Consider the following 20,519-nt stretch of genomic DNA (forward strand, 5'->3'; position numbering starts at 1 on the left):
CACCGACAAGCAACAAATCATCAGGCGCCTTACTTCATGCTTACCCAGACCGAACTCAAACAGAATGTCGCCGACGCGGCTGTCGAATATATCCTTCCCCTGCTCAGGCCCGATGTGGTGCTGGGCGTGGGCACGGGCTCCACGGTGGACCTGTTCATCGATGCGCTGGCGCCCTACAAGAATCGCCTGCGCGGCGCGGTGTCGAGTTCCGAGCGCAGCACGGCGCGCCTGGAGGCGCAGGGCATACAGGTGTTCGACCTGAACCAGGTCCAGGGCATGCCCGTGTATGTGGATGGCGCCGACGAGATCGACCATGGGCTCAACATGATCAAAGGCGGCGGTGGAGCCCTGACCCGCGAAAAAATCGTCGCGTCGGTCGCCGATCAATTCCTGTGCATCGTCGACGAATCCAAGCTGGTGCAATGCCTGGGCGGCTTTCCGCTGCCTGTCGAAGTCATACCCATGGCGCGCGAAGCCGTGGCGCGCCGCCTCGCCCGGCTGGGCGGAAAGCCCGTGCTGCGGGCGGGCTTTGTCACCGACAATGCCTGCCAGATTCTCGATGTGGCGGGGCTGGCCATCGCCCGGCCCACCGAACTGGAGTCCGTCATCAACGGCATACCCGGCGTGGTGTCCTGCGGGCTCTTTGCCCATGCCGGCGCCGATGTGGTGCTGATATCGACGCAGGACGGGGTGCGCCGGCTGGACAAAAATTCGTCATAATTGCGTCATAATTGGCGTGTAGTCTTGCGGCATTGGCGATCAGGCCCTGATCGTGGCTTTGCCCTGCATTGCCTCTGGCACCGAGTAATCACACAGTAGTCGACTATGGTGCTACGCTATTTCCTTTATTGACTCCTGCGATGACCGAAGGCTGACATGTCCGAGCACACCAACAAGCAATTCACTTCCGACCTCGAGACCACTCGCTCCCTTTTCCTGCAAATGGGCGGCCTGGTGGAATCCATGGTCAAGGACGGCATGGAGGCCCTGGCCACCGGCGATCTCGCCCTGGTCGACCAGGTGCGCGAGCGCGAAAAGGATGTCAACCGCCTCGAAGTGGAAATCGACGAGCGCATAAGCCTGCTGATCGCCCGCAACCAGCCTACGGCCGGCGACCTGCGGCTATTGCTGTCGGTGTCCAAGATGCTTACCGATATGGAGCGCTGCGGCGACGAGGCCGAGAAAATCGCCAAGATGGCGCGCCGCCTGCATGAGTCGGACGACGTGCGCTACGAACCCGTGGTGGAGCTGCGCCACATGGCGAATTTCGTCACCGCCATGATCCGCGATTCCCTGGACGCCTTTGCCCGCCAGGACCCCGTCCATGCCGCCCAGGTGGTGCGCAACGACAAGGAAGTGGACAAGGAATGGAAGGGCTCGCTGCGCCACATCATTACCTACATGATCGAAGACCCGCGCACCATTTCGCGCTCGATCGACCTGATCTTCATCGCGCGCGCGCTCGAGCGCATCGGCGACCACGCCAAGAACATGTCTGAGCGGGTCATTTACATGGTGCGCGGCGATGACGTGCGCCACACGGGCATCAAGAACACCGAGCGCATGGCGCGCGGCGAGCCCGCCGGCGAAGAAAACGAAGTATAGAAAAACCCGGCGGGGCGGGCAGGGCTCAGGCCGGCGGCGGCACGTAGCCCTGCGCTTCGACGTCGGCGTCTTCGAACAGAAAGCTTTCCATTTGCTGCGCCAGGTATTTGCGCGCCCTGGCGTCGGCCAGGTTCAGGCGGTTTTCGTTCACCAGGCGGGTCTGCGTGTCCATCCATTGCGCCCAGGCGTCCTTGGATATGCTTTGCCAGATGCGCACGCCGAGGTCGCCGGGGTAGGGCGGGTAGTCCAGGCCTTCGGCCTCGCGCTTGAGCTTTACACATTGAACCATACGAGCCATGACAGTCTTGCCTTTAAAACGGGTTATCCAAGCCCCATATTGTACCCAGGGATAGACCGGAAGGCCTTGCGCGGCGCCGCGGGCGCCGTTACAGCTTTTTGATGAACACCAGGCTGTTGCGCGAGCGGTTGTAATGCGCCTGGCGTTCCTTGGGCAGGTCGGAGATCCCGCCCTGCACGAAACCGCGCTTGATGAACCAGTGCGAAGTGCGCGTGGTCAGCACGAACAGGCGCCGCACGCCCATGGCGCGGGCCTTGGATTCGGCGTGGCGCAGCAGGATTTCCCCTTCGCCGGAACCCTGCCACTCCGCCTGCACGATCAGGCAGGCCATTTCGGCCATGTTTTCTTCAAGATAAGGTATCAGGGCCACGCAGCCGTAGATGACGCCATCGTGTTCCAGCACGGTGAATTTTTCGACATCGCGCTCGATGACGGAACGCCCGCGCGGCACCAGGGTGCCGTCGGCCTCCAGCGGTTCGATGAGCTGCACAATGGCGCCCACGTCGTCGACCGACGCCGGGCGCAGGTCGTCCAGGGTGTCTTCGACCACCATGGTGCCCACGCCGTCATGGGTGAAGATCTCCAGCAGCACGCTGCCGTCGAGCGTATAGGGCACCAGGTGGGCCCGCGCCACGCCCCGTTTCACGGCGCGGGACGCGTGCCCCAGGAATGAGGCGGTATCATCATCGAGCATGCCGGCCGCCAGCAGTTTGTCCGCGTCTTCGCGGGCGAGCTCGGTGTCGACGGAGCCGTCATCGTCGAGAACCGTGCGGCCCTGGGTCAGGAAAATGAGCTTTTCGGCGCGCAGGGCGACCGCCGCGCTGGTCGCCAGGTCTTCCATGGCCAGGTTGAAGGCCTCGCCCGTGGGCGAAAACCCCAGCGGCGAAAGCAGTACTATGGCGCCTTGGTGTATGACCATCTTGATGGCATCGATGTCCAGCTTGCGGACTGCGCCGGTATGCTTGTAGTCGACGCCGTCGATGACGCCGACCGGGCGCGCCGTAACGAAGTTGCCCGATATGACGCGGATCTGCGCATGCGACATCGGCGTGTTGGGCAGGCCCTGGCTGAACGACGCCTCGATATCCAGCCGTATTTCGCCGGCCGCTTCCTTGGCGCATTCCAGGGCCTCGGCGCTGGTCGGCTCGGTGCCGCGCCCGAACTGGGTGTCGTAGCCCTTGAGCTTGAGCTGTTCATTGACCTGCGGGCGCGAGCCGTGCACCAGCACAAGCTTGACCCCGAGCGCCGACAATAGCGAGAGGTCTTGTATCAGGGTATTGAGCGCGCCGTCGCTGACCAGTTCCCCGCCGAAGGCAATGACGAAGGTCTTGCCGCGGAAGTCGTGCACATAGGGCGCCACTTCGCGAAACCATCGCACAAACTGGGCCGGAGCGAATTCGGGGGCGTCCTGCGCGGATAAGGTTGTGTCGATGTCGCTAGTGGTCATGTAGTGTAAGGTGTCGGCAAAATGAGTAGGCCCTGGGATGGTCCGGACAAGTCTGCGCGGGCTGCGCATCCCCAGAGCAAAATTATAATGATGGATCACCCACTTAAAAGAAGTTTCATGCAAGAGCCTGTCGATTTGTCGGAAAACGTACACAAAGACAAAGGCGCTCGGCCCGCCGGGGCCGCGCGGGCCGAGCGCCGTCCGCGGGCAGGGGCGGCGCTCAAGCGCGCCCTGCCGCCCGTGACCTACCCGGAGGATCTGCCGGTCAGCGCGCGGCGCGGCGACATCGCGGCCGCCATCCAAGCGCACCAGGTGGTGATCGTCTGCGGCGAAACCGGCTCCGGCAAGACCACCCAATTGCCCAAGATCTGCCTGGAGCTGGGCCGCGGGCAGGAAAAAATGATAGGCCACACCCAGCCGCGCAGGCTCGCGGCGACCTCGGTGGCGAAACGGATAGCCGAAGAGCTCAAAACCGAACTGGGCGACTGGGTGGGATACCAGATCCGTTTCAACGACCGCACAGGCCCCAATGCGGCCATCAAGCTGATGACGGATGGCATTCTGCTGGCCGAATCGCAGCGCGATCCCATGCTGCGCCGCTATGACACCATCATCATCGATGAGGCCCACGAGCGCAGCCTGAATATCGACTTCCTGCTGGGTTTCCTCAAGCAGCTGCTGCCCAGGCGGCGCGATCTGAAGCTCATCATTACGTCGGCGACCATAGACGCCGATCGCTTTTCCCGGCATTTCGCCCAGGATGGCCGGCCGGCCCCGGTCATCGAGGTGTCCGGCCGCCTGTATCCCGTGGATATCGTCTACCGGCCTGTCATGCAGGACAAGGATGCGGGCGCGGCCGAGCCCGACAGCCGGCGCGCCAGCGCCGACGAAGAGCGCGACCTGATCGATGCCGTGGTGGAAGGCGTGGCCGAATGCGCCCGCCATGGCGCGGGCGATGTCCTGGTGTTCCTGCCCGGCGAACGTGAAATCCGGGAAACAGTCGAAGCCTTGCGCAAGAGCCATCCGGCAAGCACCGAGGTGCTTCCCTTGTACGCCAGGCTGTCGCAGGCCGAGCAGGAGCGCATTTTCCGGCCGCAAAGCAACGCGCGGCGCATCGTGCTGGCCACCAACGTGGCCGAAACCTCTCTGACGGTGCCGGGCATCCGCTACGTCGTCGATAGCGGCCTGGCGCGCGTCAAGCGCTATTCCTGGCGCAACAAGGTCGAGCAATTGCGCATCGAGCCCATCAGCCAGGCGTCGGCCAACCAGCGGGCCGGCCGTTGCGGGCGTATCGGCCCGGGCGTGTGCATACGCTTGTACGACGAGGCCGATTTCAAGACCCGGGCGGCCTTCACCGATCCCGAAGTCCTGCGCTCCTCGCTCGCCTCGGTGATTCTGCGCATGAAGGCGCTCAAGCTCGACGATATCGAGACCTTCCCGTTCGTGGACGCCCCTACCGGCCGCGCCATCGCCGACGGCTATCACCTGCTGCAGGAACTGGGCGCGCTGGACGAGGACAACCGCCTGACCGAAACCGGGCAGGCGCTGGCGCGCCTGCCGGTCGACCCGCGCCTGGCGCGCATGATACTGGCGGCCAAGGACCAGGAATGCCTGGCGGAAATCCTCATCATCGCCTCGGCCCTGTCGGTGCAGGATCCGCGCGACCGCCCCATGCAGGAACGCGAAGCGTCCGAGGCGGCGCACGCCAAGTTCGGCGATGACAAGTCCGAGTTCGTTTCCTACCTGAAGCTGTGGCGCTGGTATGGCGAGCAGGTCGAGCACAAGGCGTCCCAACGCAAGCTGGTGGCCTTGCTGCGCCAGAATTTCCTGTCGCCCTTGCGCCTGCGCGAATGGCGCGATGTGCACAGCCAGCTGGCATCCATAGTGGGCGAGCAGGGCTGGCGCATGAACACCCTGGACGCCACCTACGAGCAGACGCATCTGGCGCTGCTCTCCGGGCTGCTGGGCAATATCGGCCTGAAAAGCGAAGAAAGCGCCGCCTACCAGGGGGCCCGCGACATCCGCTTCAATATCCATCCCGGCTCCCGGCTGGTCAAGAAGGCCGGACGCTGGATCGTGGCGGCCGAGCTGGTGGAGACCACCCGCCTGTACGCGCGCTGCGTGGCCAGGATAGACCCCGCATGGCTGGAAAAGGTCGGGGCGCATCTGATCCGCCGCAGCTGGTCGGACCCGCGCTGGGAAAAGAAGGCCGGGCAGGTGGTGGCCAACGAGCGCGCCACCCTGTACGGCCTGCCCATCTATACCGGGCGCCGGATTCATTTCGGCAAGGTCGATCCGGCGCAGGCGCGCGAACTGTTCATCCGGCAGGCCCTGGTCCCCGGCGAAATCGATACGGCCCTGCCTTTCCTCAAGCACAACCGGCAGTTGATCGCGGCCATAGAAAAGCTCGAGCACCAGACGCGGCGCCCGGACATCCTGGTCGACGACGCCCTGATCTACGCCTTCTACGATCAGCAGATACCGGCGGATATCTGTCAGGCCGCGACCCTGGAAAAATGGTGCAAGCGCCTGGGCAAAGAGCAGGCGCAGGGGCTGATGCTGACGCGCGACGCGCTGATGCGGCACGACGCGGCGGGCATCACCACCGATGTCTTCCCCAAGAAGGTCGAGTGGCAGGGCGTCCAGATGGCGCTCGATTACCACTTCGAGCCCGGTTCGGTGCGTGATGGCGTGACGCTGACCGTGCCCTTGTTCGCGCTGAATCAGATCGATCCCCTGCGCTGCGAATGGCTGGTGCCCGGCATGCTCAAGGAAAAGGTGCATTTGCTGCTCAAGTCCCTGCCGCAGAAAATCCGCCGCCATTGCGTGCCGCTGCCCGATTATGCCGCCGGCTTCGTGGACCGCTGGTTCGACCGGGCGGCCGATCCGGACGGCGGCCTGCTCGAAGCCATAGGCGCCGACATGTGGGAACAGTTGAAGGTGCGTCCCTTGCGCAGCGACTTCAAGGTGGAAACCCTGCCCGCCCATTTGTTCATGAACTTCAAGGTGGTCGACGAGCACGGCCGGATGTTGTCGGGCGGGCGCAATCTGGATCAGCTCAAGGCCGAGCATGGCAAGCAGGCCCAGGCGTCCTTCCAGAAATTCGCCGCGCGCGACGACCAGGTCGCCCAGGCGCTGGCTCACGAAAAACTGACCGACTGGACTTTCGGCCCCTTGCCCGAGATCCTGGAGATCCGCCGCAAAGGGCAGTCCTTCGTGGGCTACCCCGCCCTGGTCGATCGCCGGACATACTGCGATCTCGATGTCTACGACGACCCGGGCGAGGCGCGCTCGCAGCACCACGCCGGCCTGCTGCGGCTTTTCCGCCTGGCCCTGCGCGAACAGGTCAAGTTCCTGGAAAAGAACCTGGGCGACCTGACGCGCATGAGCATGTTGTACATGGGCCTGGGCAGCCAGGAAGAGCTGCGCGACCAGATCATCGACTGCGCGCTGGATCAGGCCTGCCTGGCCGAACCCTGGCCCCACGACAAGGAAAGTTTCGAGTCGCGCCGCAATGAGGGCAAGTCGCGCCTGGGCCTGCTGGCCCAGGAAATCGCCCGGCTGGCAGGCCAGATATTGGCTGAATGGGCGGCGCTGCAGAAAAAACTGCCGCAAGCCAAGCCGCAAGCCGCGGCCTATGCCGATTTGCAGAAGCAGCAAGGCGCGCTGATGACGAAATGGTTTTTGCGCGATACGCCGTATCGCCAGCTGACGCACTATCCGCGCTATCTCAAGGCCGCCCAGGTGCGCATCGACAAGCTGCGCGCCGATCCCGCCCGGGACGCCCGCCTGATGGCCGAGATGGCGCCCCTGGTGGCGCAGTACCAGCGCGCCGTCGCGGCCTTGAAGGGCGCGGCGGACGCCCAGCTGGACGAATTCCGCTGGCTGCTGGAGGAATTGCGCGTGGCCCTGTTCGCCCAGGAACTGCGCACGCCCATGCCGGTTTCGGCCAAGCGGCTGCAGAAAGCCTGGTCGTCCATGCAGCGCTAGGGCGCCGGGCCGGCGCCGCTCGACCCGGCGGGCCACGCCGCCGACCACATTGCGCGCTCACTAGGTACAATTCGATCATGACCGAAGCGAACTCATCCCCTCTATTTGTACACCTGCGCGTCCACTCCGAATTTTCGGTGGTCGATGGCATAGGCCGCATCCCCGATCTCGTGGCGAAAGCCGCGGAATACGGGCAGCCGGCCATGGCGCTGACCGATTTATGCAATCTGTTCGGCCTGATCAAGTTCTACAAGGCCGCCCGCAAGGCCGGGGTGAAGCCGATAGCCGGCAGCGATATCTGGCTGGAAAACGAGCAGGACCGCGAAAAGCCTTACCGGCTGCTGCTGCTGGTAAGGAACCAGGAAGGCTATCTGGCACTGTGCGAGATCCTCACGCGGGCCTGGCTGGAAAATCAGTACCGGGGGCGCGCCGAAGTGCGCCGCGAATGGCTGGTGGGCCGCAGCGGCCTGATCGTGCTTTCCGGCGGCCGGATGGGCGACGTGGGGCAAATGCTCGAGGCCGGCAAGCCGGACGAAGCCAGTGTCCTGGCGGCCGGCTGGGCCAGGGCCTTTCCGGGCAATTACTACATCGAACTGCAACGCAGCGGCATCGACGGCGATGAAACCTATGTGCAACAGGCCATGCGCCTGGCCGGAACGTTGAGCCTGCCGGTCGTCGCGACCCATCCGGTGCAGTTCGTCCAGCCCGGGGATTTCCGCGCCCATGAGGCCCGCGTATGCATAGCCGAAGGCGAGCAATTGGCCAACCCCAAGCGCGTGCGGCGCTACACCGCCGACCAGTACCTGCTAAGCAGCCAGGAAATGGCGCTGCGCTTCGCCGACGTGCCGTCGGCGCTGGCCAACTCGGTGGAGATCGCCAAGCGCTGCAATCTCACCCTGGTGCTGGGCAAGCCGCGCCTGCCCGATTTCCCGACGCCGGACGGGATAACGCTGGACGACTACATGACGCATCTGGCCGAAGAAGGCCTGGCGCTGCGCATGGCGCAGCTGTTTCCGCAAGAGGCCGAGCGCCGGGACAGATACCCGCAATACCTGGAACGCCTGCAATGGGAATGCAAGACCATCACCAGCATGGGTTTTTCGGGCTATTTCCTGATCGTCGCCGACTTCATCAACTGGGGCAAGAAGAACGGGGTGCCGGTGGGGCCGGGGCGCGGCTCGGGCGCGGGCTCGCTGGTGGCCTATTCCCTGGGCATCACCGACCTGGACCCGATCTGCTATGACTTGCTGTTCGAGCGTTTCCTGAACCCCGAGCGGGTTTCCATGCCCGACTTCGATATCGATTTCTGCCAGGACAACCGCGAGCGCGTGATTGACTACGTCAAGCAGAAATACGGCAAAGAGGCGGTGAGCCAGATTGCCACTTTCGGCACGCTGGGCGCCAAGGCAGTGGTGCGCGACGTCGGGCGGGTGCTGGAAATGCCCTATATGCTGTGCGACGGCCTGTCCAAGATGATACCGTTCAGCCCGGCCGATCCCTGGACTCTGGCGCGCACGCTCGCCGACGAACCGGCTTTCAAGGAACGCTACGAGCAGGACGAGGAAGTCCGGGCGCTGATCGACCTGGCGCGGCCCCTCGAAGGGCTGACCCGCAATATCGGCATGCATGCCGGCGGGGTGCTCATCGCCCCGGGCAAGCTGACTGATTTCTGCCCCCTGTATTGCCAGCCGGGCACGGACAGCAATGCGGTTTCCCAGTTCGACAAGGACGACGTCGAGGCCGCCGGCCTGGTCAAGTTCGACTTCCTGGGCCTGCGCAACCTGACTATCCTGGACTGGGCGGTGCGCTATGTGCGCCAGTTCAACGAGACCAAGCGCGATTTCGACATCATGGCGCTGACGCTGGACGACCTGCAGGCCTACAAGCTGCTCAGCGAGGGCAACACCACGGCGGTATTCCAGCTCGAGTCGCGCGGCATGAAAGAGCTGCTCAAGAACCTGCGGCCCAATACCTTCGAAGACATCATCGCCATGCTGGCGCTATACCGGCCCGGCCCGCTCGAATCCGGCATGGTGGTCGATTTCGTCAACCGCAAGCATGGCCGCGCCGAGGTGGATTACTTCCACAAGGATCTCGAACCGGTGCTCAAAAGCACTTATGGTGTGATTGTGTACCAAGAGCAGGTGATGCTCATTTCGCAGATCATAGGCGGATATTCCCTGGGCGGCGCGGATCTCCTGCGCCGGGCCATGGGCAAGAAGAAGGCCGAGGAAATGGCCGAGCACCGCGCCATTTTCGAAAAGGGCGCGGTCGAAAAAGGCTATGACGCCGACCTGGCCGTCAAGCTGTTCGACCTGATGGAAAAGTTCGCCGGCTATGGCTTCAACAAGAGCCATTCGGCCGCGTATGCGCTCATCGCCTACCAGACCGCATGGCTCAAGGCCTACCATCCCGCCGAGTTCCTGGCAGCCACCCTGTCGTCCGACATGGACGACACCGACAAGGTCCAGATTTTCTGGAAGGATGCGCTGGCCAACAACGTGCGCGTGCTCCCGCCGGACGTCAACGCCTCGGCCTATCGCTTCGAGCCCGTCATGGACGAGCACTCCGCCAAGGGCCTGCCGCCGCGCACCATGCGCTTCGGCCTGGGCGCGGTCAAGGGCACGGGCCAGGGCGCCGTGGAAGCGATCATCAAGGCGCGGGAAGAGGGCGGGCCCTTCGTCAGCCTGTTTGATTTCTGCCGCCGCATTGACCGGCATTCGGTGAATCGCCGCTCGATCGAAGCCTTGATACGCGCCGGCGCTTTCGACCAGATCGCGGAAAACCGCGCCGCCCTGCTGGCGACGGTCGGCAATGCCATGGACGCCGCCGAGCAGGCCGAGCGCAGCGCCAACCAGGTGTCCCTGTTCGCGGACGATGCCAACGATATCGTCGAGGGCGAGCTTGCCAAGGTGGCGCCCTGGGATCTGCAGACCCACTTCACGGAAGAAAAAGCGGCGCTGGGCTTTTTCTTCAGCGGCCATCTGTTCGACGCCTGGCGCGATGAGGTGCGGCGTTTCGCGCCGCAGCCGCTGGCCCGCCTCGAACCTTCGCGCGGCCTGCAGTGGTTCGCCGGGGTGCTGTCGTCCCTGCGGCCCAAAATGACCCGGCGCGGCAAGATGCTGTATGCCATGCTCGATGACGGCTCGGCCCAGGTCGAAGTGGCCATTTTCAACGAACTGTATGAGCAGCACCGCAATCGTCTGAAAGAAGACCGCCTCATCATCATTCAAGGCAAGGTCAGCAACGACGATTATTCGGGCGGCTTGCGCGTATCGGCCGAATCCGTATTCGACCTGCAGCTCGCCCGCGAGGCCAGGGCGCGCAGCTTGCGCATCACGCTCAACGGCAACGCCGATGCGGCGCGCCTGCGCCAGCTTCTGAACCCTTTCCGGGCGGAGCCGGAAAACGGCGTGCCCGGCGTTCCCGTCGAGCTGCGCCTGAAACGCAACGATTTCCTGTGCACCGTGAGGCTGGGGGAGGACTGGCGCGTCCGCATGGCCGACGCCATGCTCGAACAGCTGGGCGCCTGGGCCGAGCCCGACGGCGTGGAGATCAACTACTTATGACGCCTTTACGCATACTGCACTCCGAGGCCGCCACGGGCATGGGCGGGCAGGAGCAATACATCATCAGGATGATGCTCAGCATGCGCGCGCGCGGCCATCATCTGGAAGCCGTGTGCCAGCCCCACGCCAAGCTGACCCAGCGCCTGCGCGACGAAGGGTTCACGGTGCACACCACCGTCATGGGCGGGCCGCTCAATTTCGTGAAAGGCGTGGCCAGGATCCGGCGCGTGCTGCGGGAAGGCCACTTCGATGTCCTGAACACGCACAGCCGCCGCGACACCCTGATTGCCGGCTGCGCGGGCCGCCTGGCCGGCACGCCGCTCATCGTGCGCACCCGCCATCTGGCCAAGAGGGCGGGCTCGCTGCTGTCCTATACCATCATTCCACACCGGGTCACCACCCCCAGCGATTTCGTGCGCAATCATCTGATCGAGCGCGGCGTCAAGCCCGAATATGTGGCGACGGTCTATCCGGCGGTCGACCTGGCGCCGGCGCCGGAGCAATCCACCTTGCGCCAGGAACTGCGCCTGGCGCAGGACGATATCGTGGTGGGCTGCGTGGCGGTGATGCGGCTCCAGAAAGGGCACCGCGAGCTCATCGACGCCATGGAGCCGCTCGTCAAGGAAAGGCCCAATGTCCATTTGGTGCTGGTGGGCGGCGGTTCGCCCATACTCGAGCAGGTGCAGGCCTATGCGGCGGGCAAAGGCATGCAGGAGCGCGTGCATTTCCTCGGTACGCGCCGCGATGTGCCCAACCTGCTGGCGGGCTTCGATATATTCGCGCTGGCCACCCGGACCGAAGCCTCCGGCACGGTTTTCGTGGAAGCGGGCGCCGCCGGGCTGCCCGTCGTCGGCACCAAGGTCGACGGCGTGCCCGAAATGCTGCGGGATGGCGTCACGGGTTTGCTGGTGCCCCTGGACGACCGGCAGGCCCTCACGGACGCCTTGCGGCGGCTGGTGGACGATCCCGGCCTGCGCCGCCGGATGGGGCAGGCCGGCCTGAAATTCTGCCGGCTCGAAGGCCGCTTCACCCCCGAATCCATGGCGCGGCGCATCGAGGCCAATTATGTGCGCTGGCTTGCGGAGCGCCGCTCATGAAACCCGCCCGCGCCGTGCCGGTGCTGATGTACCACCATGTATCTCCCGTCGATGGCATGATCACCACATCGCCGGGCAACTTCGAAAGCCAGCTTGAATGGCTCAGGCGGCGCGGCTACCGGTCCTTGACGACCGCCGAATTCGCCGGCCACTTGAACGGCCAGGCCGTGCCGCGCAAGTCCGTGCTCATCACTTTTGACGACGGCTACCTGGATAACTGGGTATACGCCTATCCCTTGCTGAAAAAATACGGCTACACGGCCGCGATCTTCCTTGTGACATCATGGATCGCCGACGGGCCGCCGCGCAATCACCTGGGCCAGGGCGAATTGCCCGCGACGCCTTCCCACCAGGAGTGCGAAGCGCTCATCGGGCAGGGCCGCGGCGACAGCGTCGTCCTGCGCTGGAGCGAAATCGAGGCCATGCGGGCCGACGGCACCTGCGAATTCCATAGCCATACGCACACGCATACGCGCTGGGACAAGATCCAGCCCGAAGACAAGAACCTCCGCATGAGCGAAGAAATCGCCTTGTCGCGCGCCTGCCTGCAAACCAGGCTGGGCGGCGTTTCGGAGCATTTCTGCTGGCCGCAAGGCTATTTCGACGCCGACTACGTAAAGCTTGCGCAACAGGCCGGCTTCCGCTATTTGTACACCACCCAGGCCTTCGGCCAGAACCTGGCGCATACGGATCCCGCTTCCATTTACCGGTTCGCCGTGCGCAATACCTCCGGCAGCTCTGTCGGACGCCGCATCTGGATAGCGGCCCATCCGCTGATCGGTCCGGCCTTCAACCGCTGGAAACTCTGGAAACGGGCCCGCAGGCGGAAAGCATGACGCTATCGGTCATCATCATCACCAAGAACGAGGCCGGGCATATCGGCGACTGCATCGATTCGGTGGCCTTTGCCGATGAAATCATCGTGCTCGATTCCGGCAGCACCGATGCGACCCGCGAGATAGCCATGGCCAAGGGCGCCCTGGTCACGCTGGCGCCGGACTGGCCCGGCTTCGGCCCCCAGAAAAACCGGGCGCTGGACCTGGCCACCCAGGAATGGGTGCTGTCGATAGATGCCGATGAGCGCGTCACGCCCGAACTGGCCCGTGAAATCCAGCAGGCGCTTGCCCGCCCGCTGGCCGATGCGTACAAGATTGCGCGCCTGTCCAACCTTGGTGGGCGCTGGATACGCCACAGCGGCTGGTGGCCCGATCACGTATTGCGCCTGTTCAGGCGCGGCACCGCCCGGTTCAAGGACGTGGCGGTCCATGAAAGCGTGCAGGCCGCCGGGGCGGTCGCGGTGCTCGACGGCCACTTTCTGCATTATCCCTATGCGGATCTCGAAACCTTCATCGCCAAGATCAATCATTACTCGTCCGAAGCGGCGGCGATGATGCACGCCAGGGGCAGGAAAACCAGCGCGCTTGGCGCGGCGGGCCATGCCATCTGGACCTTCATCCGCATTTATCTGATCCGGCGCGGCTTCCTGGACGGCAAAGAAGGCTTCATTCTCGCCGCGATGGGCGCCGCAGGCAGCTTTTTCCGCTACAGCAAATTGCTTTTCCTGAATAAAGGCAAATGAAGCCGCTTTCCCGTTCTGCGGCGCGGGCGGGGTATATATAATCTGTCCATGATCCCTATACTTATGTACCACCGTGTGGGGGAGCCTACGCCCAAAGGCTTTCCCTATCGCGGGCTTACCGTCCGCCCGCCGGACTTCAAGCGCCAGATGACATGGCTGCGCCGTTTCGGCTACCGCGGCCTGGCCATGCGCGACCTGATGCCCTATATCAGGGGCGAGCGCCAGGGGAAAGTCGTCGGCATCACCTTCGACGACGGCTACCGCAATGTTTTCGAGAACGCCCTGCCCATCCTGAAAGCCGTCGGCTTCACCGCGACCAATTATTTCGTTGCCCGCCAGCTGGGCGGCGGCAACGCATGGGACTACGAAAAAGGCATACCGCATTCGGACCTGATGTCGATAGACGAAATGCGGGCCTGGGCCGCGGCCGGGCATGAGGTGGGCTCGCACACGCTGGATCATCCCTTTTTGCCCAAATTGTCGCCCGAAGTCGCCAATTACCAGGTCAGGCAATCCAAGGCGGAACTCGAACAGGCCTTGGGCGCGCCGGTCACGGCATTCTGTTATCCCTATGGCGGCGAGTCGCCGTCCATACGCGCCATGGTGCGAGCCGCGGGCTATGCCAGCGCCACCACCACCGCGCGCGGCCTGGCCAGGCATTCCGACGATATCTACGGCCTGCCGCGCATCGATGTCGATCGTTCGACCAATATCTTTGTTTTCCTGCGCAAGTGCATGACGCGCCTCGAAGAGCGCCGGCGCGCCGGCTGACGCCAGCGGGGCCTGTCGCCGCCGGTTCAGCTGGCGGCGAGCGCGGGCGCGGTGCTGCGTTCCAGTTCGCCCAGCCAGAGCAGGGCGTGGCGGCGGTCAGTGCCGCACATCTCGGCCGATGCGCTCAAGCCGCCGCAGCAGGCGGGCCGCTCGGGCTGGCCGAAAATGGCGCACAGGTTCTCCGGCGTCAGCTGCACACAGCGCACGCCGGCGGGCTTGCCCCGGGGCATGCCCGGGATAGGGCTGGAAATCGAGGGCGCGATACAACAGGCGCCACAGCCGCTGCGGCATTGCATGGTGTTAAATCCAGCCCCTGACCCAATACACCAGCAGCCCGACATACTCTTTGATGATGGAGCGGCTGGCTTCGAGCGCCCGCATATTGGGTTGCCAGAACGAGAACTCCTGTTCGCCGGGGACCACGATCTGCGGCGCGGATGGCGCGGCTATCGTCCCTATGCCCAGTTTCCTGAAGACGGCCATGGCCCGCGGCATATGCAGGGCCGAGGTGACCAGCAGCACCTGGCTGATATGCCTTTGCTTGAGCTCCCTGGTTGTGTAGAGCGCGTTTTCATAAGTGGTGTAGCTGCGGTTTTCCACCACCACGGCCTCCGGTGGAATGTCCCGTTGCGCAAGGGCGTTGGCCATCATCTGGGCCTCGCTGATCTTGCCTTCCAGGGCGGCGCCCGAAACGACGATAAGGGGCGCGCGCTGCGCCTTGTACAGGATAGCCGCGGTATCCACGCGCGACGTGGCCGTGGCGCTGTCATAGGGTTCGAACCAATTGAGCCGGTTATTGGCGGTGCTGCCCCCCAGGACGACGATAGCCTGCGCGGTAGGCAGGCTCATGGGCATCTGATGGGGATACAGCTGTTCGAGCCGGCCTCCCGCCCAAAGCGAGGATGCCGGCAGCGACCAGAACACGGCCCAGCCCAGTCCGGCGATGGCCACAAAAAAAGCGGTCTTGCGCTGCCGCAGCATGAACAGCACCGCGCCTATCACCAGCAAGGTGACGCACAGGTTCAGGGGGATCACTAGATTGGTTAAAAAACTCGATAGTGTCATTCGCTGCCGTTCAGTTTTTCATTGCAAAAGGGTGAGGACCTGCTGCTCCGTTTCCTGCAGCGAGGGCCAGGCATGCGCCGATCCCAGGCAACTGGCGTTGTCGGACCAGGGGCCGGTGCGTTCCCGCTGGGTTACGCCAAACAAAGAGAGCTGCCGCGCACCCGCCGCCGCGGCAAGATGGGAAACGCCCGAATCATTGCATACGACCAGCGAGGCGAGCCGGGTGAGTGTAGCAAACACGCCGAGGGACAGGGGCGGCAGGCAAATGGCAGTAGGGGCATTGGCCCGGGCGGCCTGGGCTTCGGATGCCGGCGGGCACATGGCCACCGTATAGCCGCTATCCTGCAGGCGCCGGGTCAGGGCATCGAAATGCGGCCATACCTTTACCTTGCCGCGATGCAGGCCGGTCGCCGTCGGCGCGATCAGCACGAACCGGCCGGGCTCGAGCCCTGCGGCCCCCAGCGCCCGCAGGGCCTCGGCATGATGCTTGTCCGATAATTGCAGGTCCAGCCGGGAGGAAGGGTGCGCGGGCGAGATCGGGTGGTTCCAGCGTTTGAGCGCCTGGCCGGTAATGTAATACCATGACTCCACGGCGTGCATGTGCGGCGAGGGCTTGTTGACGGGCCAGCGCAGGATAAGGCTGCGGCCGTCATCGCGATATCCGGCGCTGGGAATGCCGGCAAACTTGAACACCATGGCGCTGGACAGCGAATCCGGCAGCAAAAGCCCGCGGGGATGCGCATGCTGGGCTTTTTTCCTGAATGCATGGACCGTGGCGCGGTCTTCGCGCCAGCGGCCTTTCATCTCGATGAATCCCGCCAGCTTGTAGGCGGCCAGCAGGTCCCTGGCCCAGGGCCTGGCGCATACCACTATCGGTATGCGCGTATTCAACAGGGCGTGCAGGCTGGGCAAGCTCATGCAAACATCGCCAATCCAGTTGGGAAGACGTACATAAATGGCGGAAAGAGTAGGCATGAATAGGATGGCGGCGGCGGGGAAGTATGATGGCTGGGTTTCGTGCTTAACGATCTGTGCGAATGCGTGTCTTTGCAAGAACGCTAAAATGATCCACCCCAATAGTATATAAGCGAGTTTATTGTTGAAGTCTGCCCCTCAAGCTACATCGTCTCGTTCCGACCCTGTCAAATTCGATCTGTGGCGCCGTATCTACACTCGTGTGGGCGTTTACTGGAAGGCCGTGGCGCTTGCCGTGCTTCTGGTGAGCGGGGCGGCGGCGACCCAGCCCATGCTGGCCGTGATCATGAAGCCCTTGCTGGACGAGGGCTTTTCAGGGACCAAGCCGTCCTACATATGGTCCATCCCCATGGCGGTGGTGGGCTTGATGCTGCTGCGCGGCCTGTGCAGCTACGGCAGCACCTATTTGCTGGCCTGGGTCGCCAACAATATGCTGCTGGGCTTGCGCAAGGAGATGTTCCAGCGCTTGCTCGGGCTGTCGGATGAACATTTCAAGCGCGGCGACTCGGGCCGCCTGCTGAACCGCTTCACCATCGACGCCGGCACGGTGACCGGGCTGGCTACCGAGGTCATCACCGTGGTGGTGCGCGAGACCCTGGTGGTGGTGGCCATGCTGGCCGTGCTGCTGTACATGTCATGGCAGTTGACTTTGATCGTGCTGATCATGCTGCCGGTCTCTACCCTCATCGCGCGCGTCTTCATCAAGCGCCTGCGGCGCATCAACCGCGACACCATAGGCATGAATGCCGAACTGACGCGGGTCGTGCGCGAAGGCATCGATGGCCAGCGGGTCATCAAGCTGTTCGATGGCTACGAGCGCGAGGCCGGCCGCTTCGAGTACGTGAACGGCCGGCTGCGGCGCTTTGCGATGCGGGCCGCCAGCGCCGATGCCGCCCTGTCGCCCCTCACGCAGTTTGCGATAGGGCTGTCGGTGGCGGCGGTCATTGCCGTAGCCTTGTATCAGGCCAACACCGGCGGCCTCACGGTCGGCAGCTTTGCGGCCTTCATGGCCGCGCTCGGCCAGATCTTCGACCCCATGAAGCGCCTGACCAATATCGCCAGCGCGATGCAGCGCATGCTGGTCTCGGCCGAAAGCGTCTTCACTCTGATCGACGAAAAGCCGGAAGACGACAGCGGCACGCAATTGCTTGCGCAGCCTGTCAGGGGGCGCGTCGAATTCTGCAATATTTTCCACCGCTTCCCCAATGCCCAGGCCGATACGCTGGCGAATGTATCGTTCGTGGCCGAACCCGGCCAGACCGTCGCGCTGGTGGGGCGCTCGGGCAGCGGCAAGACCACCCTGGTCAACATGCTGCCGCGCTTCGTCTATCCGGTGGGCGGCGCCGTCCTGATCGACGGGCAGGATGTCAAGGATCTGGATTTGCGCGATTTGCGCTCCCACTTGTCGCTGGTGAGCCAGGACGTAGTCCTTTTCGAAGGCTCCATCGCCGAGAATGTGGGGTACGGCGCGCTGCACGAGGCCAGCCGCGACGAAATCCGCAAGGCGCTCGACGCCGCCAATCTGCTCGGCTTTGTCGAAGGGCTGCCGCAAGGCATGGATACGCCGGTCGGCGAAAACGCCAGCCAGTTGTCGGGCGGGCAGCGCCAGCGCCTGGCGATCGCGCGGGCCTTGATAAAAAACGCGCCCATTCTTATCCTGGATGAGGCCACCTCGGCCCTGGATAATGAATCTGAACGCCAGGTGCAGGCCTCGCTCGAACTCCTGATGGCTGGCCGCACCACCCTGGTCATCGCCCACCGGCTCTCGACCGTGCAGAGAGCGGACAGGATTGTGGTGCTGGACGCCGGAAAAGTTGTCGAACAGGGCCGCCACGAAGAACTGCTGCAGCTCAACGGCCTGTATGCTTCGCTTTACCGTATGCAATTCCGGGATGAAGGTTGATCATGAAGGGAAATGGAAAAATGAAAAAGATCGCGATGTGCATGGCATTGGCGGTATTGGCGGGATGCGCCGCGACGCCTCAGGGCCTGAGGGAGGTCGACTTGCGCGACCCGAAGTATTTCCGCGCCGAACACATCATCCCGTTGCCGTTTCCCAAGATACAAATGGCCTTGTTCAAGCACCAGGCGGCTTGCGGCAGCGCGCCCGAGTTTTTCATGGACCCGCGCCAGACCAATTACGCCACCATTATCCAGAAGCCGGCGGGCGCAAGCAGCTTCGAGCGCGCCGTTCTGGCTGACCTGGTCCAGCTGCAGGGCACCATGATGGCGGAGTCGCGGGTCCGCGCGCAGGTGTATACCTACTATACGGACGCGGCCGCCGAAAAGCAGATCAATGACTTTCTCGCCGCCATCGCCCATCCCGAGGTGTGCCCGGACGCTAAATAAGGACAATATCGTATTGTTCCTGTGAGTACTGGCTTTCCACTTCCAGCGATATCGGCTTGCCGATGAAGTCGCCCAGCATGGCCAGATGCTGGCTTTCCTCCTCCAGGAACAGGTCTACGATGGCCTGTGATGCCAATATGCGGAACTCCTTGGGGTTGAACTGGCGCGACTCGCGCAATATCTCCCGCAGTATTTCATAGCACAGGGTGCGCGGCGTGCGGACATTGCCGCGCGCCTGGCAAGTCGGGCAGGGCTCGCACAACTGGTGCGCCAGGGAGTCGCGGGTGCGCTTGCGCGTCATTTCCACCAGCCCCAGCTGGCTGAAACCGCTTACCGTCATGCGGGTGCGGTCTTTGGCCAGCGCCTTGTTGAGCTCGGCGAGCACCGCGCTGCGGTGCCCGGCATCGTCCATGTCGATGAAGTCGAGAATGATGATGCCGCCAAGATTGCGCAGGCGCAACTGCCGCGCGAGCGCCACCGCGGCTTCCAGATTGGTTTTGAATATCGTATCGTCAAAGTTGCGCCCGCCCACGAAGCCGCCGGTATTGACGTCGACGGTGGTCAGGGCTTCGGTCTGGTCGATGATGAGATACCCGCCCGATTTCAGGTCCACGCGCCGCGAAAGTGCCCGGGCGATTTCTTCGTCGACGTTGGCGGTATCGAACAAGGGGCGTTCGCCGCTGTAGTGCTTGATGCGGCTCAAGACGGAAGGGGTGTAGGTTTTGGCCCAGTCCAGCAGTTCCTGGGTGGTGCTGCGCGAATCCACCGTGATCATGCCGGTCGACGGGCCCACCATGTCGCGCAGTACGCGCTGGGCGAGTGTCAGGTCGGTATACAGGATGGAGGGCGTGGCCTGGCTTTTCGCCTTGGCCTGTATGCTGTTCCATATAGTGCGCAAGTAGGACTGATCGGCCCGCAGTTCTTCGTCCGTGGCTCCCTCCGCCTGGGTGCGGACGATAAAGCCGCCGTTTTCATCCTCGGGCATGAATGACAGCACCCGTTCGCGCAAGGACGTGCGGTCTTCTTCGGATTCGATTTTCTGGGATATGCCGACATGGGGGTCGTAAGGCAGGTAGACCAGCATGCGTCCGGCTATGCTGATCTGCGTGGAGAGCCGTGCGCCTTTGGTGCCCAATGGGTCCTTGATGACCTGCACCATCAGGGCCTGGCCCTCGAAGAGCAGTTTTTCGATGGGGGTGATGGCGGTGCCGTTGCTGCGTTCGGTCCGGTTTTGCCTGAGGTCGGCGACATGGATGAAGGCGGCGCGTTCCAGGCCGATATCGACGAAGGCGCTTTGCATGCCGGGCAGCACGCGCACCACTTTGCCCAGATAGAGGTTGCCGACATGGCCGCGCTGGATGCTGCGTTCTATATGGAGTTCCTGGACGGAGCCCTGTTCCACTAATGCGACACGGGTTTCGAATGGCGTTACGTTGATGAGGATGTCTTCAGTCATGTGCAGTTGGCGCCGATTGCTTGAATTGGATAAGTGTAGGGCCAATTGCGCCGGGGGTGTGGGTTGCGTTGTCCTTGTTCTAAACCCGTCGCCGTGGGCGGGTGTGGGTTGGGCTCAATATCGCTGCGGTCCCGGGCTTCGCCCGCGACTGCCCGCGCAGTCGACCTGTTTCCGGGCGCCCGCGAACTCGCGGAACGGACAGCCCCCGGCTGTCCGTAAGCGTCTCGCTCAGACAAGCGCGGGCTTGCCTCCCGGAAACAGGCCGCCTGCGCGGCTTGCTCAACATTTCGCCCAACCCACACCCGCCCACGGCGCCTG

The 20,519-nt window shown here is 63.7% G+C and carries 16 protein-coding genes; 10 read left to right on the plus strand and 6 right to left on the minus strand.

The genetic code is table 11. The features are described from left to right. Positions 1-36 precede the first annotated feature (36 nt). A complete protein-coding gene (gene rpiA / locus BUB23_RS22770; RefSeq protein ID WP_073108477.1) occupies positions 37-720 on the plus strand; it encodes a ribose-5-phosphate isomerase RpiA in 684 nt (227 codons plus the stop codon). A 156-nt stretch (positions 721-876) separates the two neighbouring features. Beyond that, positions 877-1,605 (plus strand): phosphate signaling complex protein PhoU, encoded by a 729-nt coding sequence (phoU, locus tag BUB23_RS22775; RefSeq protein ID WP_073108480.1) that lies wholly within the window; start codon positions 877-879, stop codon positions 1,603-1,605. A 25-nt stretch (positions 1,606-1,630) separates the two neighbouring features. On the opposite strand, the gene BUB23_RS22780 is transcribed toward phoU, so the two are convergent. Both BUB23_RS22780 and argA read right to left on the minus strand, forming a co-directional pair. Continuing rightward, the gene (locus tag BUB23_RS22780) at positions 1,631-1,903 is read right to left on the minus strand and encodes an oxidative damage protection protein (RefSeq protein ID WP_073108481.1); all 273 of its coding nucleotides are present in this window, start codon (positions 1,901-1,903) and stop codon (positions 1,631-1,633) included. Between the two features lie 88 nt (positions 1,904-1,991). Further along, entirely contained in the window at positions 1,992-3,350 is a 1,359-nt protein-coding gene (gene argA, locus BUB23_RS22785) for an amino-acid N-acetyltransferase (protein WP_073108484.1), read from the minus strand. A gap of 117 nt (positions 3,351-3,467) precedes the next feature. On the opposite strand from argA, the gene hrpA reads away from it, so the two are divergent. The 6 genes from hrpA (at position 3,468) to BUB23_RS22815 (ending at position 14,356) form a co-directional block, all read left to right on the plus strand. Further along, entirely contained in the window at positions 3,468-7,340 is a 3,873-nt protein-coding gene (gene hrpA / locus BUB23_RS22790) for an ATP-dependent RNA helicase HrpA (protein ID WP_073108487.1), read from the plus strand. Positions 7,341-7,417: 77 nt separating this feature from the next. Next, a complete protein-coding gene (gene dnaE, locus BUB23_RS22795) occupies positions 7,418-10,909 on the plus strand; it encodes a DNA polymerase III subunit alpha (protein ID WP_073108490.1) in 3,492 nt (1,163 codons plus the stop codon). Next, positions 10,906-12,006 carry a glycosyltransferase family 4 protein gene (locus BUB23_RS22800; RefSeq protein ID WP_073108493.1) on the plus strand — a complete coding sequence of 367 codons (1,101 nt, stop codon included), beginning with the start codon at positions 10,906-10,908 and terminating at the stop codon, positions 12,004-12,006. Before dnaE ends, BUB23_RS22800 begins: the two co-directional genes overlap by 4 nt. Continuing rightward, entirely contained in the window at positions 12,003-12,842 is an 840-nt protein-coding gene (locus BUB23_RS22805; protein WP_073108496.1) for a polysaccharide deacetylase family protein, read from the plus strand. Before BUB23_RS22800 ends, BUB23_RS22805 begins: the two co-directional genes overlap by 4 nt. After that, positions 12,839-13,585, plus strand: coding sequence for a glycosyltransferase family 2 protein (locus BUB23_RS22810; RefSeq protein WP_073108500.1), 747 nt, complete (start codon positions 12,839-12,841; stop codon positions 13,583-13,585). Before BUB23_RS22805 ends, BUB23_RS22810 begins: the two co-directional genes overlap by 4 nt. Positions 13,586-13,648: 63 nt before the next feature. Then, complete coding sequence (locus BUB23_RS22815) at positions 13,649-14,356, plus strand: polysaccharide deacetylase family protein (RefSeq protein ID WP_073108503.1); 708 nt, start codon at positions 13,649-13,651, stop codon at positions 14,354-14,356. Between the two features lie 26 nt (positions 14,357-14,382). Here BUB23_RS22815 and BUB23_RS22820 read toward each other — a convergent pair whose 3' ends face one another. The 3 genes from BUB23_RS22820 to BUB23_RS22830 are packed head-to-tail and all read right to left on the minus strand — an operon-like array spanning position 14,383 to position 16,396. Beyond that, complete coding sequence (locus BUB23_RS22820; protein ID WP_073108505.1) at positions 14,383-14,652, minus strand: YkgJ family cysteine cluster protein; 270 nt, start codon at positions 14,650-14,652, stop codon at positions 14,383-14,385. A gap of 4 nt (positions 14,653-14,656) precedes the next feature. After that, the gene (locus BUB23_RS22825; protein WP_073108508.1) at positions 14,657-15,421 is read right to left on the minus strand and encodes a YdcF family protein; all 765 of its coding nucleotides are present in this window, start codon (positions 15,419-15,421) and stop codon (positions 14,657-14,659) included. Between the two features lie 18 nt (positions 15,422-15,439). Next, positions 15,440-16,396 carry a glycosyltransferase family 9 protein gene (locus BUB23_RS22830; protein WP_073108511.1) on the minus strand — a complete coding sequence of 319 codons (957 nt, stop codon included), beginning with the start codon at positions 16,394-16,396 and terminating at the stop codon, positions 15,440-15,442. Positions 16,397-16,517: 121 nt separating this feature from the next. On the opposite strand from BUB23_RS22830, the gene msbA reads away from it, so the two are divergent. Continuing rightward, a complete protein-coding gene (gene msbA, locus BUB23_RS22835; protein WP_143161099.1) occupies positions 16,518-18,299 on the plus strand; it encodes a lipid A export permease/ATP-binding protein MsbA in 1,782 nt (593 codons plus the stop codon). A 20-nt stretch (positions 18,300-18,319) separates the two neighbouring features. Then, entirely contained in the window at positions 18,320-18,745 is a 426-nt protein-coding gene (locus BUB23_RS22840; protein ID WP_073108531.1) for a hypothetical protein, read from the plus strand. On the opposite strand, the gene rng is transcribed toward BUB23_RS22840, so the two are convergent. Next, positions 18,738-20,201 (minus strand): ribonuclease G, encoded by a 1,464-nt coding sequence (gene rng, locus BUB23_RS22845; RefSeq protein ID WP_073108516.1) that lies wholly within the window; start codon positions 20,199-20,201, stop codon positions 18,738-18,740. The two genes, BUB23_RS22840 and rng, sit on opposite strands and share 8 nt — an antisense overlap. Positions 20,202-20,519: the final 318 nt, after the last annotated feature.

The organism is Pollutimonas bauzanensis, from assembly GCF_900129885.1.
Classification (GTDB): domain Bacteria; phylum Pseudomonadota; class Gammaproteobacteria; order Burkholderiales; family Burkholderiaceae_B; genus Pollutimonas; species Pollutimonas bauzanensis.

Excerpts from the sequence above, each read along its gene's own strand:
- BUB23_RS22815 (WP_073108503.1), top strand. The coding sequence starts at position 13,649 with ATGTACCACCGTGTGGGGGAGCCTACGCCCAAAGGCTTTCCCTATCGC.
- BUB23_RS22825 (WP_073108508.1), bottom strand. The coding sequence starts at position 15,421 with ATGACACTATCGAGTTTTTTAACCAATCTAGTGATCCCCCTGAACCTG.
- BUB23_RS22830 (WP_073108511.1), bottom strand. The coding sequence starts at position 16,396 with ATGCCTACTCTTTCCGCCATTTATGTACGTCTTCCCAACTGGATTGGC.
- hrpA (WP_073108487.1), top strand. The coding sequence starts at position 3,468 with ATGCAAGAGCCTGTCGATTTGTCGGAAAACGTACACAAAGACAAAGGC.
- BUB23_RS22810 (WP_073108500.1), top strand. The coding sequence starts at position 12,839 with ATGACGCTATCGGTCATCATCATCACCAAGAACGAGGCCGGGCATATC.
- dnaE (WP_073108490.1), top strand. The coding sequence starts at position 7,418 with ATGACCGAAGCGAACTCATCCCCTCTATTTGTACACCTGCGCGTCCAC.
- rpiA (WP_073108477.1), top strand. The coding sequence starts at position 37 with ATGCTTACCCAGACCGAACTCAAACAGAATGTCGCCGACGCGGCTGTC.
- argA (WP_073108484.1), bottom strand. The coding sequence starts at position 3,350 with ATGACCACTAGCGACATCGACACAACCTTATCCGCGCAGGACGCCCCC.
- BUB23_RS22840 (WP_073108531.1), top strand. The coding sequence starts at position 18,320 with ATGAAAAAGATCGCGATGTGCATGGCATTGGCGGTATTGGCGGGATGC.
- BUB23_RS22805 (WP_073108496.1), top strand. The coding sequence starts at position 12,003 with ATGAAACCCGCCCGCGCCGTGCCGGTGCTGATGTACCACCATGTATCT.
- BUB23_RS22780 (WP_073108481.1), bottom strand. The coding sequence starts at position 1,903 with ATGGCTCGTATGGTTCAATGTGTAAAGCTCAAGCGCGAGGCCGAAGGC.
- phoU (WP_073108480.1), top strand. The coding sequence starts at position 877 with ATGTCCGAGCACACCAACAAGCAATTCACTTCCGACCTCGAGACCACT.
- rng (WP_073108516.1), bottom strand. The coding sequence starts at position 20,201 with ATGACTGAAGACATCCTCATCAACGTAACGCCATTCGAAACCCGTGTC.
- BUB23_RS22820 (WP_073108505.1), bottom strand. The coding sequence starts at position 14,652 with ATGCAATGCCGCAGCGGCTGTGGCGCCTGTTGTATCGCGCCCTCGATT.
- BUB23_RS22800 (WP_073108493.1), top strand. The coding sequence starts at position 10,906 with ATGACGCCTTTACGCATACTGCACTCCGAGGCCGCCACGGGCATGGGC.